General features: G+C 72.4%; 12 protein-coding genes and 1 pseudogene. 4 read left to right on the top strand and 9 right to left on the bottom strand.

The window, feature by feature from the left end:
- Positions 1-43: 43 nt before the first annotated feature.
- From M8J74_RS24755 to M8J74_RS24775, 5 genes are all read right to left on the bottom strand, one after another.
- Positions 44-1,195 (bottom strand): XdhC family protein, encoded by a 1,152-nt coding sequence (locus M8J74_RS24755; protein WP_249838560.1) that lies wholly within the window; start codon positions 1,193-1,195, stop codon positions 44-46.
- A gap of 61 nt (positions 1,196-1,256) precedes the next feature.
- Positions 1,257-2,714 carry an NCS2 family permease gene (locus tag M8J74_RS24760; protein ID WP_058922283.1) on the bottom strand — a complete coding sequence of 486 codons (1,458 nt, stop codon included), beginning with the start codon at positions 2,712-2,714 and terminating at the stop codon, positions 1,257-1,259.
- A 170-nt stretch (positions 2,715-2,884) separates the two neighbouring features.
- Positions 2,885-5,272 carry a xanthine dehydrogenase family protein molybdopterin-binding subunit gene (locus M8J74_RS24765; protein ID WP_249838561.1) on the bottom strand — a complete coding sequence of 796 codons (2,388 nt, stop codon included), beginning with the start codon at positions 5,270-5,272 and terminating at the stop codon, positions 2,885-2,887.
- 2 nt (positions 5,273-5,274) lie between these two features.
- On the bottom strand, positions 5,275-5,844 hold the full coding sequence (locus tag M8J74_RS24770) for a (2Fe-2S)-binding protein (protein WP_249838562.1): 570 nt from the start codon (positions 5,842-5,844) through the stop codon (positions 5,275-5,277).
- Complete coding sequence (locus M8J74_RS24775; RefSeq protein ID WP_249838563.1) at positions 5,844-6,734, bottom strand: FAD binding domain-containing protein; 891 nt, start codon at positions 6,732-6,734, stop codon at positions 5,844-5,846. Before M8J74_RS24775 ends, M8J74_RS24770 begins: the two co-directional genes overlap by 1 nt.
- 345 nt (positions 6,735-7,079) lie before the next feature.
- Between M8J74_RS24775 and M8J74_RS24780 the strand changes: the two genes are divergently transcribed.
- The 3 genes from M8J74_RS24780 (at position 7,080) to M8J74_RS24790 (ending at position 10,464) form a co-directional block, all read left to right on the top strand.
- Positions 7,080-8,753 (top strand): PucR family transcriptional regulator, encoded by a 1,674-nt coding sequence (locus tag M8J74_RS24780; protein WP_249838564.1) that lies wholly within the window; start codon positions 7,080-7,082, stop codon positions 8,751-8,753.
- Positions 8,754-8,905: 152 nt separating this feature from the next.
- Positions 8,906-9,688 (top strand): hypothetical protein, encoded by a 783-nt coding sequence (locus M8J74_RS24785; RefSeq protein ID WP_249838565.1) that lies wholly within the window; start codon positions 8,906-8,908, stop codon positions 9,686-9,688.
- A gap of 269 nt (positions 9,689-9,957) precedes the next feature.
- Entirely contained in the window at positions 9,958-10,464 is a 507-nt protein-coding gene (locus M8J74_RS24790) for a DUF2231 domain-containing protein (protein ID WP_249838566.1), read from the top strand.
- Between the two features lie 69 nt (positions 10,465-10,533).
- Here M8J74_RS24790 and M8J74_RS24795 read toward each other — a convergent pair whose 3' ends face one another.
- On the bottom strand, positions 10,534-11,343 hold the full coding sequence (locus tag M8J74_RS24795) for a GntR family transcriptional regulator (RefSeq protein ID WP_249838567.1): 810 nt from the start codon (positions 11,341-11,343) through the stop codon (positions 10,534-10,536).
- Positions 11,344-11,872: 529 nt separating this feature from the next.
- Between M8J74_RS24795 and M8J74_RS24800 the strand changes: the two genes are divergently transcribed.
- On the top strand, positions 11,873-12,904 hold the full coding sequence (locus M8J74_RS24800) for a DUF2637 domain-containing protein (RefSeq protein ID WP_249838568.1): 1,032 nt from the start codon (positions 11,873-11,875) through the stop codon (positions 12,902-12,904).
- A 53-nt stretch (positions 12,905-12,957) separates the two neighbouring features.
- Here the strand turns inward: M8J74_RS24800 and M8J74_RS24805 are convergent, their stop codons facing one another.
- The 3 genes and pseudogenes from M8J74_RS24805 to M8J74_RS24815 form a co-directional block, all read right to left on the bottom strand.
- On the bottom strand, positions 12,958-13,410 hold the full coding sequence (locus M8J74_RS24805; RefSeq protein WP_249838569.1) for an ATP-binding protein: 453 nt from the start codon (positions 13,408-13,410) through the stop codon (positions 12,958-12,960).
- Positions 13,411-14,541: 1,131 nt separating this feature from the next.
- Positions 14,542-15,003 (bottom strand): annotated as a pseudogene (locus tag M8J74_RS24810) (hypothetical protein).
- Between the two features lie 74 nt (positions 15,004-15,077).
- Entirely contained in the window at positions 15,078-15,698 is a 621-nt protein-coding gene (locus M8J74_RS24815) for a hypothetical protein (protein ID WP_249838570.1), read from the bottom strand.
- Between the last annotated feature and the right edge of the window lie 129 nt (positions 15,699-15,827).

Genomic DNA, 15,827 nt, shown 5'->3' on the forward strand with positions numbered 1-15,827 from the left:
AGGACGCGGTGACGGCCCCGACGGCTCTGCGGGATACGGGAGTTCAGGCCACCGAGCCGATCCGGCGCGCGGGTGCCGCGGTCGGGTCGTGGTGGATCGGGGTGTGTGCGCCGGTCAGGGACACGCCGCTGCCGCCGCGCCGTTCGGCGACGATCTCGGAGGCGATCGACAGGGCCGTCTCCTCCGGCGTGCGGGCGCCGAGGTCGAGGCCGATCGGCGACCGCAGCCGGGCCAGCTCCAGCTCGGTGACGCCGACCTCGCGCAGCCGCTCGTTGCGGTCGAGGTGGGTGCGGCGGGAGCCCATCGCGCCGACGTAGGCCACCGGCAGGCGCAGCGCGAGCTGCAGCAGGGGGACGTCGAACTTGGCGTCGTGGGTCAGGACGCACAGGACGGTACGGCCGTCGACCGGGGTGCGCTCCAGGTACCGGTGGGGCCATTCGACGACGATCTCGTCGGCCTCCGGGAAGCGGGCGCGGGTGGCGAACACGGGGCGGGCGTCGCACACGGTCACGTGGTAGTTCAGGAACTTGCCGACGCGGACCAGCGCCGACGCGAAGTCGATGGCGCCGAAGACGATCATCCGGGGCGGGGGGACGGAGGACTCCACGAGGACCGTGAGCGGTGCTCCGCAACGAGAGCCCTGCTCTCCGATCTCCAGGGTGCCTGTCCGCCCGGCGTCCAGGAAGGCCGCCGTCTCGCCCACGACCGTGCGGTCCAGCTCCGGATGGGCGCCGAAACCGCCGTCGTGGGAGCCGTCGGGCCGCACCACCAGGGCGCGGCCCAGCAGCTCGGGCGGCCCGGAGACGATCCGGGCCAGCGCCGCCGCCTCCCCTCGTGCGGCGGCGGCCAGCGCGGTCGCGGTCGCCGGGCGGCCGGGATCGCCGGCCCGCACCGGGGTGACGAGGACGTCGATGATGCCGCCGCAGGTCAGGCCCACGGCGAAGGCGTCCTCGTCGCTGTAGCCGAAGCGCTCCAGGACGGTTTCCCCGTCGTCCAGCGCCTGCCGGCACAGCTCGTAGACGGCGCCCTCCACGCAACCGCCGGACACCGAGCCGATCGCCGTGCCGTCGCCGTCCACCGCGAGGGCGGCACCCGGCTGGCGCGGGGCGCTGCCGCCGACGGCCACCACGGTGGCCACGGCGAAGTCGCGGCCCTGCTCGACCCACCGGTTCAGCTCCTCGGCGATGTCCAGCATCTGTCGGTCTCCTTCGGGGGTTGGGTGGAGGGCGTGGACGAGAGCGGGTTTCCCCGGGCGCCTAGTGCACGCCCATCCAGCTCTCGATCGGGTTCAGCGCGAAGTACACCAGGAAGATCGCCGTCAGGCCCCACATGAAGGCGCCGATCTCGCGGGCCTTGCCCTGGGCGGCCTTGATGGCGGTGTAGGAGATGACACCCGCGGCGACACCGGCGGTGATGCTGTAGGTGAACGGCATCACGACGACGGTCAGGAAGACCGGGATCGCGGTCGCGCGGTCGGCCCAGTCCACGTGCCGGGCGTTCATCAGCATCATCGAGCCGATGACCACCAGGGCGGCGGACGCGACCTCCTGCGGGACGATCGCCGTCAGCGGGGTGAAGAACAGGCAGGCCGCGAAGAACAGGCCGGTGATCACCGAGGCCAGTCCGGTACGGGCGCCCTCTCCGACGCCGGTGGCCGACTCGATGAAGACGGTCTGGCCGGAGCCGCCGGCCACCCCGCCGATCGCGCCGCCCGCGCCGTCGATGAACAGCGCCTTCGACAGCCCCGGCATCCGGCCCTTGTCGTCGGCCAGTTTCGCCTCGGTGCCCACGCCGATGATGGTGGCCATCGCGTCGAAGAACCCGGCGAGCACCAGGGTGAAGACGATCATGCCGACGGTCATCGCGCCGACCTTGCCCCAGCCGCCGAACTCGACGTGCCCCATGAGCGAGAAGTCGGGCATCGACACGGCGCTGCCGTGCAGTTCGGGGGCGCCGTTGGCCCACTGCCGGGGGTCGATGACGCCGGCCGCGTTGAGGATCGCGGCGACGATCGTGCCGCTGACGATGCCGACGAGGATGGCGCCGGGGATGTTGCGGGCCTGCAGCATGAAGATCAGCAGCAGGGTGCCGGCGAACAACAGCACCGGCCAGCCCGCGAGTTCGCCCGCCGGGCCGAGGGTGACCGGGGTGGCCTTGCCCTGGTGCACGAAGCCGGCCTTGTAGAAGCCGATGAGGGCGATGAACAGGCCGATGCCCATCGTGATGCCGTGCTTGAGCGCGAGCGGGATCGCGTTCATGATCATCTCGCGCAGTCCGGTGACGACCAGCAGCATGATGACCACGCCGTACATCACGCACATGCCCATGGCCTGCGGCCAGGTCATCTGCGGGGCGACCTGCGAGGACAGCACGCCCGAGACGGACAGGCCGGCGGCCAGGGCCAGCGGGACCTTGCCGACGAAGCCCATCAGCAGGGTGGAGAGTGCCGCCGCGAACGCGGTGGCGGTGATCAGGGCCTTCTGGTCGAGCGTGTCCCCCGCCACGTCCTTGCCGGACAGGATCAGGGGGTTGAGCAGGAGGATGTACGCCATCGCCATGAAGGTGGTGACGCCGCCGCGGACCTCGCGCGGAACGGTGGATCCCCGCCGGGATATGTGGAAGTACCGGTCGAGCCACGACCGTCCGGCGGGGACGCGGGTTCCTTCGCCCGCGTCCTCCGAGACGGTCTGCGGCTCCAGTGACTGCTGGGTCATGTGGGCCTACTCCCAAGGTTCAAAGGGGCACCCGCGAACTGCTCTGAGTGATGCGGGATTTGGGAAGGTGCTGCGGCCGCACGACCCGGGGGACGGCCCGAGACGAACGAACTGGTTGCTCCGGGCGGCACGTCGGAATGTGACGTTCCCGTGCCGCCCGGAGAGATGTGCTACGCCGTGCCGGTCAGGTGTTCGGGCCGTACCGGCGTCCTGTTCAGCTCCAGGCCCGTCGCGTTCCGGATCGCCGCGAGGACGGCCGGGGTCGACGACAGGGTGGGAGCCTCGCCGATGCCGCGCAGCCCGTACGGCGCGTGGTCGTCGGCGAGTTCGAGCACGTCGACGGGGATGGTCGGCGTGTCGAGGATCGTGGGGATCAGGTAGTCCGTGAAGGAGGGGTTCCTGACCTTCGCCGTCTTCGGGTCGACGATGATCTCCTCCATCACCGCCACGCCCAGGCCCTGGGTGGTGCCGCCCTGGATCTGGCCGACGACGGACAGCGGGTTGAGCGCCTTGCCGACGTCCTGGGCGCAGGCCAGCTCGATCACCTTGACCAGGCCGAGCTCGGTGTCGACCTCGACGACGGCGCGGTGCGCGGCGAAGGAGTACTGGACGTGGCCGTTGCCCTGGCCGGTGCGCAGGTCGAAGGGCTCGGTGGGGCGGTGCCGCCACTCCTCCTCGACCTCGACGGCCTCGCCCTCCAGGACGTCGACGAGGTCGGCGAGGACCTCTCCGCCGTCGGTGACGACCTTGCCGCCCTCCAGCAGCAGCTCGGCGGTCGCCCACGCGGGGTGGTAGGTGCCGAACTTGCGGCGCCCGATCTCCAGCACCCGCTCGCGCACCAGCTCGCAGGCGTTCTTCACGGCGCCACCGGTGACGTAGGTCTGCCGGGAGGCGGACGTCGAACCGGCCGAGCCCACCTGGGTGTCGGCGGGGTGGATGGTCACCTGGGCGACGCCGAGCTCGGTGCGGGCGATCTGGGCGTGGACGGTGACCCCGCCCTGGCCGACCTCGGCCATCGCGGTGTGCACGGTGGCGACGGGCTCGCCGCCGACGACCTCCATGCGGACCTTGGCGGTGGAGTAGTCGTCGAAACCCTCGGAGAAGCCGACGTTCTTGATGCCGACCGCGTAGCCGACACCTCGTACGACGCCCTCGCCGTGGGTGGTGTTGGACAGGCCGCCGGGCAGCTGCCGTACGTCCGCGCCCTCGCTGGACTCCCACTGGCGCTCCGGCGGCATGGGCATCGCCTTGACGCGGCGCAGGAGTTCGGCGACGGGCGCCGGGGAGTCGACCGGCTGCCCGGTGGGCATGAGCGTGCCCTGCTCCATGGCGTTGAGCCGCCGGAACTCCACCGGGTCCATGCCGAGCCTCTTCGCCAGCTTGTCCATCTGCGCCTCGTAGGCGAAGCACGCCTGGACCGCGCCGAAGCCGCGCATGGCGCCGCAGGGCGGGTTGTTGGTGTAGAGGGCGATGGCCTCGATGTCGACGTCGTCGACGACGTACGGGCCGACGGAGAGGGAGGAGGCGTTGCCGACGACGGCCGGGGAGGCGGAGGCGTAGGCGCCGCCGTCCAGCACGATCCGGCACTTCATGTGCGTGAGCTTGCCGTCCTTCGTCGCCCCGTGCTCGTAGTACAGCTTGGCCGGGTGGCGGTGGACGTGCCCGAAGAAGGACTCGAAGCGGTTGTAGACGATCTTGACGGGCTTGCCGGTGCGCAGGGCCAGCAGACAGGCGTGGATCTGCATCGACAGGTCCTCGCGGCCGCCGAAGGCGCCGCCGACGCCGGCCAGCGTCATGCGCACCTTGTCCTCGGGCAGGCCGAGGACGGGCGCCATCTGGCGCAGGTCGGAGTGGAGCCACTGGGTGGCGATGTAGAGGTGGACGCCGCCGTCCTCCTCCGGGACCGCGAGGCCGGACTCGGGGCCCAGGAACGCCTGGTCCTGCATGCCGAAGGTGTACTCGCCCTCGACGATCACGTCGGCCCGCGCCCGGGCCGCCTCCACGTCGCCGCGGACGATCGGCTGGCGGTGCACGATGTTGGGGTGCGGGACATGGCCGATGTGGTGGTCGTCGCGGCCCTCGTGGACGAGGATCGCGTCGGGCGCGGTCGCGGAGGCCTCGTCGGTGATGACGGGCAGCTCGCGGTAGTCGACCCTGATCTTCGCCGCGGCGCGGCGGGCGGTCTCGGGGTGGTCGGCGGCGACGAGGGCGACCGGCTCGCCGTGGTGGCGTACCTTGCCGTGGGCGAGGACCGGGGTGTCCTGGATCTCCAGGCCGTAGTTCTTCACCTCGGTCGGCAGGTCGTCGTAGGTGAGGACCGCGTACACGCCCGGCGTGGCGAGCGCCTCGGCGGTGTCGATGGAGAGGATCTCGGCGTGCGCGACCGGGGAGCGCAGGATCTGCCCCCAGAGCATGTCCTCGTGCCACATGTCGGAGGAGTACGCGAACTCGCCGGTGACCTTGAGGGTGCCGTCGGGGCGGAGCGTGGACTCGCCGATGCCGCCCTTGGTCTGCGAACCCTGGGTGATCTTCGTGGGGGTTCCGCTGGGGGAAGCCATGGTCAGACCGCCTCTCCCTGCCGGGCGGCCGCCAGGCGGACCGCGTCCATGATCTTCTCGTAGCCCGTGCAGCGGCACAGGTTGCCCGACAGCGCCTCGCGGATGTCCGCGTCGGTCGGGTTCGGGTTGTGCTCCAGCATCTCGTCGGCGGCGACCAGCAGGCCGGGGGTGCAGAAGCCGCACTGGACGGCGCCGGCGTCGATGAACGCCTGCTGGATGGGGGCCAGTTCGGTGCCCTCGCCGGTCTGCGAGTCGGTGCCCCGGGCCTGCCAGCCCTTGGCCTCGTCCAGCGAGGTGCCGCAGGAGGTGCCGCACGACCGTGCCTTGGCGTAGTCCGCGAGTCCCTCGACGGTCACGACGTCCCGGCCCTCGACCTGCCCGGCCGCGACCAGGCACGAGCACACGGGCACGCCGTCCAGGCGGACCGTGCAGGAGCCGCACTCGCCCTGCTCGCAGGCGTTCTTGGAACCGGGAAGACCCAGGCGCTCGCGCAGCACGTACAGCAGGGACTCGCCCTCCCAGACGTCGTCGGCCTCCTGCGGACGTCCGTTGACGGTGAAGTTGACCCGCATCACGCAGCTCCCTCGGTGTGGCGGCGGGCGCCGCGGTACGACTCCCAGGTCCAGGTCAGCGTGCGGCGGGCCATGACTCCGACCGCGTGGCGGCGGTAGCTCGCGGTGCCGCGGACGTCGTCGATCGGGTTGCAGGCACCGGAGCACAGCTCCGCGAACTGCTTGGCGACCGACGGGGTGATGATCTTTCCGTTGTCCCAGAAACCGCCCTCCTCGAGCGCCGCGTTCAGGAACTCCTCCGCGGCCTTCGCCCGGACGGGGGTGGGGGCGGCCGAGCCGATGCCGGTGCGGACGGTGCGGGTCTCGGGGTGCAGGGCGAGACCGAAGGCGCACACGGCGATCACCATCGCGTTGCGCGTACCGACCTTGGAGTACTGCTGCGGGCCGTCGGCCTTCTTGATGTGCACGCTCTTGATGAGTTCGTCGGCGGCGAGGGCGTTGCGCTTCACACCGGTGTAGAACGCGTCGATCGGGATCAGGCGGGTGCCGCGCACCGACTCGACCTCGACCTCGGCGCCGGCCGCGAGCAGGGCGGGGTGGGCGTCGCCGGCCGGGGAGGCGGTGCCGAGGTTGCCGCCGACGCCGCCGCGGTTGCGGATCTGCGGGGAGGCCACGGTGTGCGAGGCGAGGGCGAGGCCCGGCAGCTCGGCGCGCAGGTTCTCCATGATCTTCGTGTACGGGACGGAGGCCCCGAGACGCACGGTGTCCTCGCCGACCTCCCACTCGGTGAGGTCGGCGACGCGGTTCAGGTCGAGCAGGTACTCGGGCCGCCGATGGTCGAAGTTGATCTCGACCATCACATCGGTGCCGCCCGCAATGGGCACAGCGGTGGGGTGCTCGGCCTTCGCGGCGAGCGCCTCCTCCCAGCTGGCGGGGCGAAGGAAGTCCATGACCGGCTCTCTTCTTCGTCTCGTGGGTGGAACGGATTTGAGCCACTTCCGGTGCGGCGGGACCGGCTCGTTCATATGCAGTTCACGCGGAGTGGGGTCAGTACACAGCTCGGTACTCCATGGGGGTCAGTCACGGAAACCATGAAGGAGTTGGCTGGCCAGGGCGGGCATCTTGTAGATTCGTATGAACGGAGGCACTCAGTTACCTCCCTGTTTTCCTGTAGAAACGCAGGAGACAGCCCGGCGACCGAAGGGTGCGGCTACCGCGCCGTCCGGCGGACTTCTCCCTCCGGCCACCCTCTGGATTCATCGTAGATTTCGAGACATAGAACGGCGGCGACGAGAATGCGGCTGCGCGCACTTCTGGACACCGATGCGCTGGGCCTGAGGCTGCTCGGTGGCGAGGACGAGCTGGACCGCACCGTACGGGGCGTCATGACCACCGACCTCCGGGACCCGAGCCGCTATCTGTCGGGCGGCGAGCTGGTGCTCACGGGGCTGGCCTGGCGGCGCGACGCGGACGACTCGGAGCCGTTCGTACGCCTCCTCGTGCAGGCCGGCGTGGCCGCCCTGGCGGCCGGTGAGGCGGAGCTCGGGGACGTGCCGGAGGACCTGGTGCTGGCCTGCGCCCGCAACCGGCTGCCGCTGTTCGCGGTGCACGAGTCGGTGGCGTTCGCGACGATCACCGAGCACGTGGTGCGGCAGGTCAGCGGCGAGCGCGCCGGGGACCTCGCGGCCGTCGTCGACCGGCACCGCCGGATGATGACCTCCGGTCCGGCCGGCGGCGGCCCGGACGTGGTCCTGGACCTGCTCGGCTCCGACCTGGACCTCAGAGCCTGGGTGCTGTCCCCCACCGGCCGGCTCATCGCGGGCTCCAAGGCGGCCGGGCCCGCCCTGCCCGCCGAGGTCTGCGCCGAGCTGGCCGCCGAGCACCTCGCCGCCACCCGCACCGGCCGCCGCGGACCGCACCGGCTGAGCGCCGGCCAGACGACGTACTCGCTCTTTCCGATCCGCAGCAGCGGACGGTCCCCGCAGGCCGCCCGGGACGTCCGGGAGACGGTCCTGTCGGACTGGCTGCTGGCCGTCGAGGCGGACGCGGGCGACTGGCCCGCCGAGCGCCTCGACCTGCTGCAGGGCGTCACCCAGCTGATCTCCGTCGAGCGGGACCGCCGGGACGCCGCCCGCACGGTCCGGCGCCGTCTCGCCCAGGAGGTCCTGGAGCTGGTCCAGACGGGCGCCGCGCCCGCCGAGATCGCCGCCCGCCTCAGGGTGGCCGCCCCGGTCCTGCTGCCCGGTCTCGGGGCCGCCCCGCACTGGCAGGTGGTCGTGGCCCGCGTCGAGTGGCAGGACGCCGGCATCGAGGCAGGCCCGGTCGCCCAGGCGCTGCTGGAGGAGATCCTCGTCGACCCCCTGGCGACGGGCCCGGAGCCCTCCGACCGGATCGCCGTCGCGCACACCGGCGAGGAGGCCGTGGCCCTCGTCCCGCTGCCGGCGGTCTCCGCCGAGCACGACGGCTCGGAGACGGGGATCCTCGCCGAGGCGCTCCTGCAGTCCGTACGGGAGCCGCTGTCGGCCGGCCTCGACGACGACGGGCAGCTCACGCTCGGGGTGAGCGCGGCCGTGCACTCCGCGGAGGGCCTGCGCGGGGCGCTGGAGGAGGCGCGGCACGCGCGCAGGGTCGCCGCCGCGCGACCGGGGCGGGTGTGCGCGGCGGGCCACCAGGAGCTGGCCTCGCACGTGCTGCTGCTCCCCTTCGTGCCGGACGACGTGCGGCGCGCGTTCACCGCGCGGCTGCTCGACCCGCTGCGTGACTACGACCGCCGCCACCGCGCCGAGCTGATCCCCACCCTGGAGGCGTTCCTGGACTGCGACGGCTCCTGGACCCGGTGTGCGACCCGGCTGCACCTGCACGTCAACACGCTGCGCTACCGGGTGGGGCGGATCGAGCAGTTGACGGGCCGCGACCTGTCCCGGCTGGAGGACAAGCTCGATTTCTTCCTGGCGTTGCGCATGAGCTGAGAGTCGTCTCCGGGGGCCTCGAATGGCACCAAGTGCCGCCCGGGTCCCACGACTTTGTGAAATCCTTCACCCAGCCCCTTGGCCGAGCGCCCGGATTCGTGCTGAGATGCGGCCACCAACCAAGGCTCGATGGCGTGCTCGGGGAGGGCAACGTGGCGCATACCGCCATGTCTGGTACCGGAACGACCGCAGGTGACGATCCCCTCCAGACCGCGGTATGGCGGCTGCGCTCACGGGCCTGCTGGGTCGACGCGGCCGCACTGCTGGAGCCGGTCACCGCCGGCTCCGCGCTGCAGAGAGCGGCGCTCCTCGTGGAGAAGTGCCTGTACACGGAGCAGGGCTGGGAGGCGGCCGAGGACGCGCTGCGTACGGCGGAGGCCCTCGCCCACACCGACGACGAGCGCGGCGCGGCCGCTTGTGAACGCGGGTACTTGGCGTACGCGGCGACGCTGCACTCCGTGCGCGACCGGGCCGACGAGGCGCGGGCCGCGCTCGGGCGGGCGGCGGCGCTGATCGCGCCCGGGGCGGCGGGGCGGCCGCTGCTGGACTTCCGGCGCGGGCTGATCGCCGAGAACCTGACCGGCTCCCCGCAGGCCGCGCGGGCCGCGTACCGCCGTGCGCACGCCGGCGCCACCGCCCACTCCGATCCCCTGCTGCTGTCCTTCACCTGGCGCCATCTCGCGGGCCTCGACCTGCGGGAGGGGGAGCTGGCGGAGGCGCGGCACGGGTTCGCCGAGTCGCTGCGCATCCGCGAGGAGCTGGGCTACCTCGTGGGCACGGCGCCCGCCCTGGTGTCGCTGGCCGACGCGGAGACGGAACCGGAGGCGTCCCGGCTGCGGGAGGAGGCCCGACGGCTGTTCCGGCTGCTGGGCGGCGTACCGACATGGCTGGCACGGCAGCTGGCGCCCCCGGCACCGGACGCGGCGACGGCCTGAGGCGTGATTTCGTTGGCCTAGGGCGTGTGTCGAAAGTCCCGTCGTCCGCCCGAAGGGCGGGCCCCGCGGCGTCTGGTGCGTGCGATCGCAAGGCGCCGGAGCGCCCTAATAGCGGAGCTATTCGGGCGTTTCGGCAACGCCGCGAGCGCGCGTGCCAGGCGCCGCGGGGCAGGCGGGACTTTCGACACACGCCCTAGAGGTCACTGAGAGGAAGCTGAGAGGTTGCTGTGCCAGTGTGGCGCGCCCAACCCCCTCATAGGAGCCTCTCGATGAGCCTCGTCAATGGCTTGCCCGCACATGTCCTCTTGGTGCACTTCGTCGTCGTCCTCGTGCCACTGACCGCCATCGCGGTCGTGGCGAGCGCCGTGTGGCCCTCCGTCGCGCGCCGCATGGGTGTGGCCCTGCCGGTGCTCGCGCTGGTCACGCTGGCGAGCGTGCCGCTGACCACGAGCGCCGGCGAGTGGCTGGAGGAGCACGTGGGCAGCGACGCCCTGGTACGGCGGCACGCGGAACTCGGCGACGGGCTGCTGCCCTGGGCCCTGGGCCTGTTCGTGCTGGCGGCCGCGGTGTGGTGGACGACCCGGCGGACCTCGTCGTCCGAGCAGACGGGCAACCGGTCGGCGTCGGTCGTGCGGATCGCGGCGGCGGTGCTGTCGGTCGTCGTGGCGGCCGGGGCGGTCGTGGACGTGTACCGCATCGGTGACTCCGGCGCGAAGGCCGCCTGGCACGACGGCTACTCGAAGACCGCCAAGGGATCGGGCGACGGGGACGACTGACCCCTCGCCTCGCGGACGGGACGTGCGGGGGCTCCGGTCGGTGGGAACTCCCGCACGGCCCACGGCGGTTCAGCGCCGGCGGGCCGCTCCCGCGAAGTGCTCGCCCACCAGCGCCCGCACCACGTCCAGGTCGCGGGCGATCAGGGCGTCGAGCAGTGCCGCGTGTTCCGCCGCGTCGGCCACCAGGTCGGCGCGGCCGCGCGACGCCGGTGCCCCGACCAGCGGCCACTGGGCGCGGCGGTGCAGGTCGTCGGCGATGCGGACGAGTTGTTCGTTGCCGGACAGGGCCAGCATCGCCCGGTGGAAGGTGCGGTCCGACTCACCGTACGTCGCCCGGCAGCCCGAGGACGCGGCGCGGACCGTCGCCTCGGCGAGCGGGCGCAGCTCCGCCCAGCACTCCACCGGGACCGTACGGGCCAGGCGCAGCATCACCGGCACCTCGATCAGCGCCCGCACCTCGGCCAGCTCGGCCAGTTCCCGGGTGCCGCGCTCCACCACCCGGAAGCCGCGGTTGGGCACCACCTCGACCGCGCCGTCCAGCGCGAGCTGCTGCATCGCCTCGCGCACCGGTGTCGCGGAGACGCCGAAGCGCTCGCCCAGGGCCGGCGCCGAGTACACCTCGCCGGGCCGCAGCTCGCCGGTCACCAGGGCGGTGCGCAGCGCGGAGAGGATCTGGCCCCGTACCGAGGCCCGCTGAACCTGACGCGGTCCGGTGATCGGCTGCTCACTGTGCGTGTGCTCGCCGCGCGCGCCCCCGCCCGCGGCGATGCCCCGTTCCCGGTCGACGTCGGCCGCGGCCGGCTGCGGCGGCACCCTGGGCACGTCCGCGCCGGCCTGCGGGACACCCGTCCGTGCCGAGCCCTGCGCGCTCTGCCTCACGGGTCCTCCTCCGGACGTGTCGGTACTTGGGGTCATTACGGCGGGTTGTTACTCGTCCGTCAAGCACCATAAGCGCACAAGCCGTCAGTTCAAATCCCGACCATCCCGAATCAGGCAAGGCTTACCTTGCCATCCATTCCGGTCGGGAGAGGCACCATCCCGCGAGAGGCGCCGGGTCACCTGGCGCTCACCGGGCGGCCAAGCCGTCGGGAGCGGACGCCAGTTGGGACCCCCGGAGGCGCAACCTCCGCGCCGGTCCCGTAAGATCACCGCAACGAGACCGCCCCTTCGGTTACAGGTACTTCACAACTTCCTCACTTGGCGCAGGAACTTCCCGAAGAACCATCCGTACGGGTAGTCTTATTCGAACTCAACTCCCGCCCCTCAAGCGGCAGTTCGAGCAGAACGCCGCCCTGGGCATCCCCTTGCACCTCCTTGGCGGCCTCTTGCCCCGAAACCCCCTGAGGGCCGGTGGGATTGGGCCACTATGGCGGGCGTTACGCCCTATCCCAATGCAAGGGACCCCTAGATGAGACTGACCGACATATCGCTGAACTGGCTGCTTCCGGGCGCCGTACTGCTCCTGGGCATGCTGGCGGCGGTGGCGGTGCTCGCGCGCAGCAAGCGGTCCGGCGGGGAGCACGCGAAGGACGACTCGTGGGAGCGCAGTGAGGAGCGCCGCAGGCGCAAGGAGGCTCTGTACGCCACCGCCTCCTACGTGCTGCTGTTCTGCTGTGCGGCGGTCGCCGCCGCGCTCTCCTTCCACGGCCTGGTCGGCTTCGGCCAGCAGAACCTCGGCCTCACCGACGGCTGGGAGTACCTGGTGCCGTTCGGTCTGGACGGCGCGGCCATGTTCTGTTCCGTGCTCGCGGTGCGCGAGGCCAGCCACGGTGACGCGGCCCTCGGCTCCCGGATACTGGTGTGGACGTTCGCGGGCGCCGCGGCCTGGTTCAACTGGGTGCACGCGCCCAGGGGCATCGACCACGCGGGCGCGCCGCAGTTCTTCTCCGGCATGTCCCTGTCGGCGGCCGTCCTGTTCGACCGCGCACTGAAGCAGACCCGCCGTGCCGCCCTGCGCGAGCAGGGCCTGGTGCCGCGTCCGCTGCCGCAGATCCGTATCGTCCGCTGGCTCCGGGCTCCCCGTGAGACCTACAGGGCCTGGTCGCTCATGCTCCTGGAGGGTGTGCGCAGCCTGGACGAGGCGGTCGAGGAGGTCCGCGAGGACAAGCGGCAGAAGGAGGAGAACCGGCTGCGCCGCCGCGAGGCGGACCGCCTGGAGCGCGCCCAGCTCAAGGCGATCAGCCGCGGCCACCGCGGGTTCGTCGGCCGTGGCCGGCCCGAGCCGCAGGCCCTGGAGCGGGCCTCCGCCCAGGCCACCGCGGAGCCTGCCATATCGGCGCCGGAGCTGCCCGTACGCCAGCGTCCCTCGTTGCAGCCCGTCCGCAAGGGCGGTTCTGACCCGGTGACCGTCGACCTCACCGCGGAGGACGACACAATGGCCCTGCCGCGCCTCGACTCCCTGGAGCGCAAGCTCAAGGACCTCGAGCAGCAGTTCGGCTAGAGACGGCCGTCATGGGGAGGGGGCGTGGCCTGCGGGCCACGCCCCCTCCCCGTTCACGCGGCCTCCGCGCCGAGTTCGAACCACACGGCCTTGCCCACCCCGTGCGCCCGCACCCCCCACGCGTCCGCCAGTGACTGCACCAGGACCAGGCCCCTGCCGTGCGTACCCTCGTCGGCCACCGGCACCCGCAGCCGCGGCCTGCGGGCCACGAAGTCCCGCACCTCCACCCGCAGTCCGTGGGAACCCACGGTCGCGGTGAGTACCGCGTCCCGGTCGGTGTGGATGAGTGCGTTGGTGACGAGTTCGCTGGTGAGCAGCTCCGCTATCTCCGACCGTCCGGGCCTGCCCCAGTGCCGCAACAGCTCGCGCAGTGCCCTGCGCGCCTCGGGTACCGCCTTCAGGTCCGCCCGTCCGAGTCTCTGCCGTAGCTGCGATGGCTGGTCCGGTGCCGGGACGCCGTCCGCCCTTTCCTCCACCGTCTGAGCCGAGGAGGCCCCGATCGCCATGGGACCGCCCCCTCGTGCCTGCCTCTTCATGACCCCCGCCCGCGTGCCGATGTCGGTTCCCCTCCTTGTCGAACACGTTCACGGGATCCATGCCCCATGCCACACGCGCCAGTCATGTCGAATCATCGACGATCAGGTGTTCGGCCACGGTTGTGCTCCTCACGGCCGGGTGCGGGGACCCTTCGGAGGAAGGCGCCGGGACCGTCCGGGCGGGGACGCCACCGCCGCGCACGGCGGCCACGCACGCGGGGAAGAGCGTCCGGAACGTGCCATCAGCCAGTTCGCGTGTCCCGTGCACCGCGGTGCGCGCGAAAGGCCGGTCCTGTCCGTGCGAGGGGCGGAGCGGACGCCGCCGGCCACCCGTGCGAGCTTCGCTGCCGGTACGGCCTGCCGAAAGCCCAGGTCGGAGCGGTGCTGCCGGCGTCCCGGGCGACGGGCCGGGTGCCGAGGCCGACGGCCTGCCGTACGGCGACGCGGGCGGCCCGCGCAAGAGCGCGCACCGCGCGGGGACCGCGGGGCCCTCCCCTCGCCGTCGTCTCTGGGCGGTCTCTTCCATGAGCGGAGGCGATCGGGTCCGTCCGCGTCCGAAGGAGCCGCCGACGGCTCCGTGCCACCCGGCTCCGCGCCTACGCGCCCGGCCAACGTCCTGACCGCCGCGGATCGCCCCATCTGCCGATGCCGGTCTGCCGAGGCCGCCGTACATGACGAAACCCTGTGGCAGATGGTCCGCGCGGGGCGCGAACCGTCCTTCGGACGACGAAGATCCGGCCCCGAGCCCCGTCGCCCGCGCGGCCGTCCCGCCGCCGCTCGTGAAAGTGGCCGGAATCCGCTGGTCGCCACCGGGTGACGGAAGCCCGAACCGTACGGCGACGCGGGCGGCCCGCTCAGGGGCGCACCGCGCGGGGACCGCGGCGCCCTCGCCGTCGTCTCTGGGCGGTCTCTTCCATGAGCGGAGGCGATCGGGTCCGTCCGCGTCCGAAGGAGCCGCCGACGGCTCCGTGCCACCCGGCTCCGCACCTACGCGCCCGGCCGACGTCCCGGCCCGACATGCAGGAACGGCCGCGGCGCGGGGGTCGGTGGACCTCCGCGCCGCGGCCGCCCGATCCTCGGGTGCGGTCGCCGGCCGGGCGACTACTTCGCGCCCAGGGCCTTCGCGCCGATGCGGTAGATCTTGTGGGTGTCGCGGGTGACGTCGACGTACACCTTGGTGGTGCTGTTGCGGCTCCAGGTGAGGGTCACGACGGCCTCCGTGTGGTTCCTCGCGGTGCCGTTGTCGGTGACCTTCCAGGCCAGCGGCACGTTCTGGGCGCGCAGGACGCCGTCGGCGTGCTCCCGGTCCTCTCAGGCGGCCAGCTGCTTCTGGAAGGCGGGCGTGAGGGCGTGGGCGCGCAGGGCCTGGCCGAGGCTGCCGCTGTCCTCGTCGGTCACCGCGTCGATGTAGGAGCCGTAGAAGTCGGCGACGCGGGTGAGGTTGTCCGACGACTTGCCGCTGACGCTGCGCGGGGCGCCGGCGGAGGCCTGGGCGGTGGCGCCGAGACCGAGGGCGACGGCGAGGACGCCGGCGGACAGGGCGGTGCGGGTCCTGCTGTTCATGTGAGTTCCCCGATTTTCGAAGTGTGCGGTGTGTGCGGTGTCTGCGATGCGTGCGGTCGGTGCGGTAGGCGCGGTCAGTGGAGCTTCTCGACGGCCTTGGTGGCCGTCTTCTTGAACGCCTTCACCGGGGCGTCCTTGAAGCCGCCCATGCGTCCCCAGTCGACGACCGTCACGGTCCGGCCGTCCCGGCCGACCGCGAGGAGACGGACGTCGGTGGCGCCGTAGGACGTCTCGGTGTGCAGGCCGTAGAGGTGGGCGCCCTCCTCCACGGGCAGGGTGCCGTAGTCCTTGAAGGTGACCTTCAGGTCCGGGTCGGCCTTCTCGGTCCGGGCCGCGCAGGACCTGATGTCCTTGTCCAGCCGCGCGACGCGTCCCTTCGCCGCGCCGGTGGTCGACGACTCGACGCTGACCTGGACGGCGTGCGCGTCGAGGTCGGTGCGGAACTCCCGGTGCCAGGAGCCCCGGTCGTCGTTCAGCACCTTCCCCAGGCAGCGGTCCGCCTCCACCGTCTCCGGCAGGCCGGCGGTGACCTTGCCGGCCGTCCAGGACGACGTGAGGTGCGGCGGAAGATCGGCGGCGGCCAGGAAGCCGGGTGCCTTGGTGACGGCGCCCGCCGGCTGGGCGAGTGCGGTGCCTGCGGCGAGGCCCGCGGCGGCGAGTGCGACGAGCACACCTGCTCGGGTGCGCTTGGGCATGGGTGTCCCCCGTGAGTGAGTACATGGGTGTGGGCTGTCGCCGCGACGGCGGTTGGTCGGTCCGGCCCTGGTCGGTGCGACACCAAGAGCATCGGCTGTCCCGGCGGGCCGGCGCAACGCCCGCCGCCC

This window comes from Streptomyces panaciradicis, assembly GCF_023516615.1.
Classification (GTDB): Bacteria; Actinomycetota; Actinomycetes; order Streptomycetales; family Streptomycetaceae; genus Streptomyces; species Streptomyces panaciradicis.

Bases quoted from the DNA above. Each gene is read 5' to 3' on its own strand.
- M8J74_RS24755 (WP_249838560.1), bottom strand. From the start codon at position 1,195: ATGCTGGACATCGCCGAGGAGCTGAACCGGTGGGTCGAGCAGGGCCGC.
- M8J74_RS24760 (WP_058922283.1), bottom strand. From the start codon at position 2,714: ATGACCCAGCAGTCACTGGAGCCGCAGACCGTCTCGGAGGACGCGGGC.
- M8J74_RS24765 (WP_249838561.1), bottom strand. From the start codon at position 5,272: ATGGCTTCCCCCAGCGGAACCCCCACGAAGATCACCCAGGGTTCGCAG.
- M8J74_RS24770 (WP_249838562.1), bottom strand. From the start codon at position 5,844: ATGCGGGTCAACTTCACCGTCAACGGACGTCCGCAGGAGGCCGACGAC.
- M8J74_RS24775 (WP_249838563.1), bottom strand. From the start codon at position 6,734: ATGGACTTCCTTCGCCCCGCCAGCTGGGAGGAGGCGCTCGCCGCGAAG.
- M8J74_RS24780 (WP_249838564.1), top strand. From the start codon at position 7,080: ATGCGGCTGCGCGCACTTCTGGACACCGATGCGCTGGGCCTGAGGCTG.
- M8J74_RS24790 (WP_249838566.1), top strand. From the start codon at position 9,958: ATGAGCCTCGTCAATGGCTTGCCCGCACATGTCCTCTTGGTGCACTTC.
- M8J74_RS24800 (WP_249838568.1), top strand. From the start codon at position 11,873: ATGAGACTGACCGACATATCGCTGAACTGGCTGCTTCCGGGCGCCGTA.
- M8J74_RS24805 (WP_249838569.1), bottom strand. From the start codon at position 13,410: ATGGCGATCGGGGCCTCCTCGGCTCAGACGGTGGAGGAAAGGGCGGAC.
- M8J74_RS24815 (WP_249838570.1), bottom strand. From the start codon at position 15,698: ATGCCCAAGCGCACCCGAGCAGGTGTGCTCGTCGCACTCGCCGCCGCG.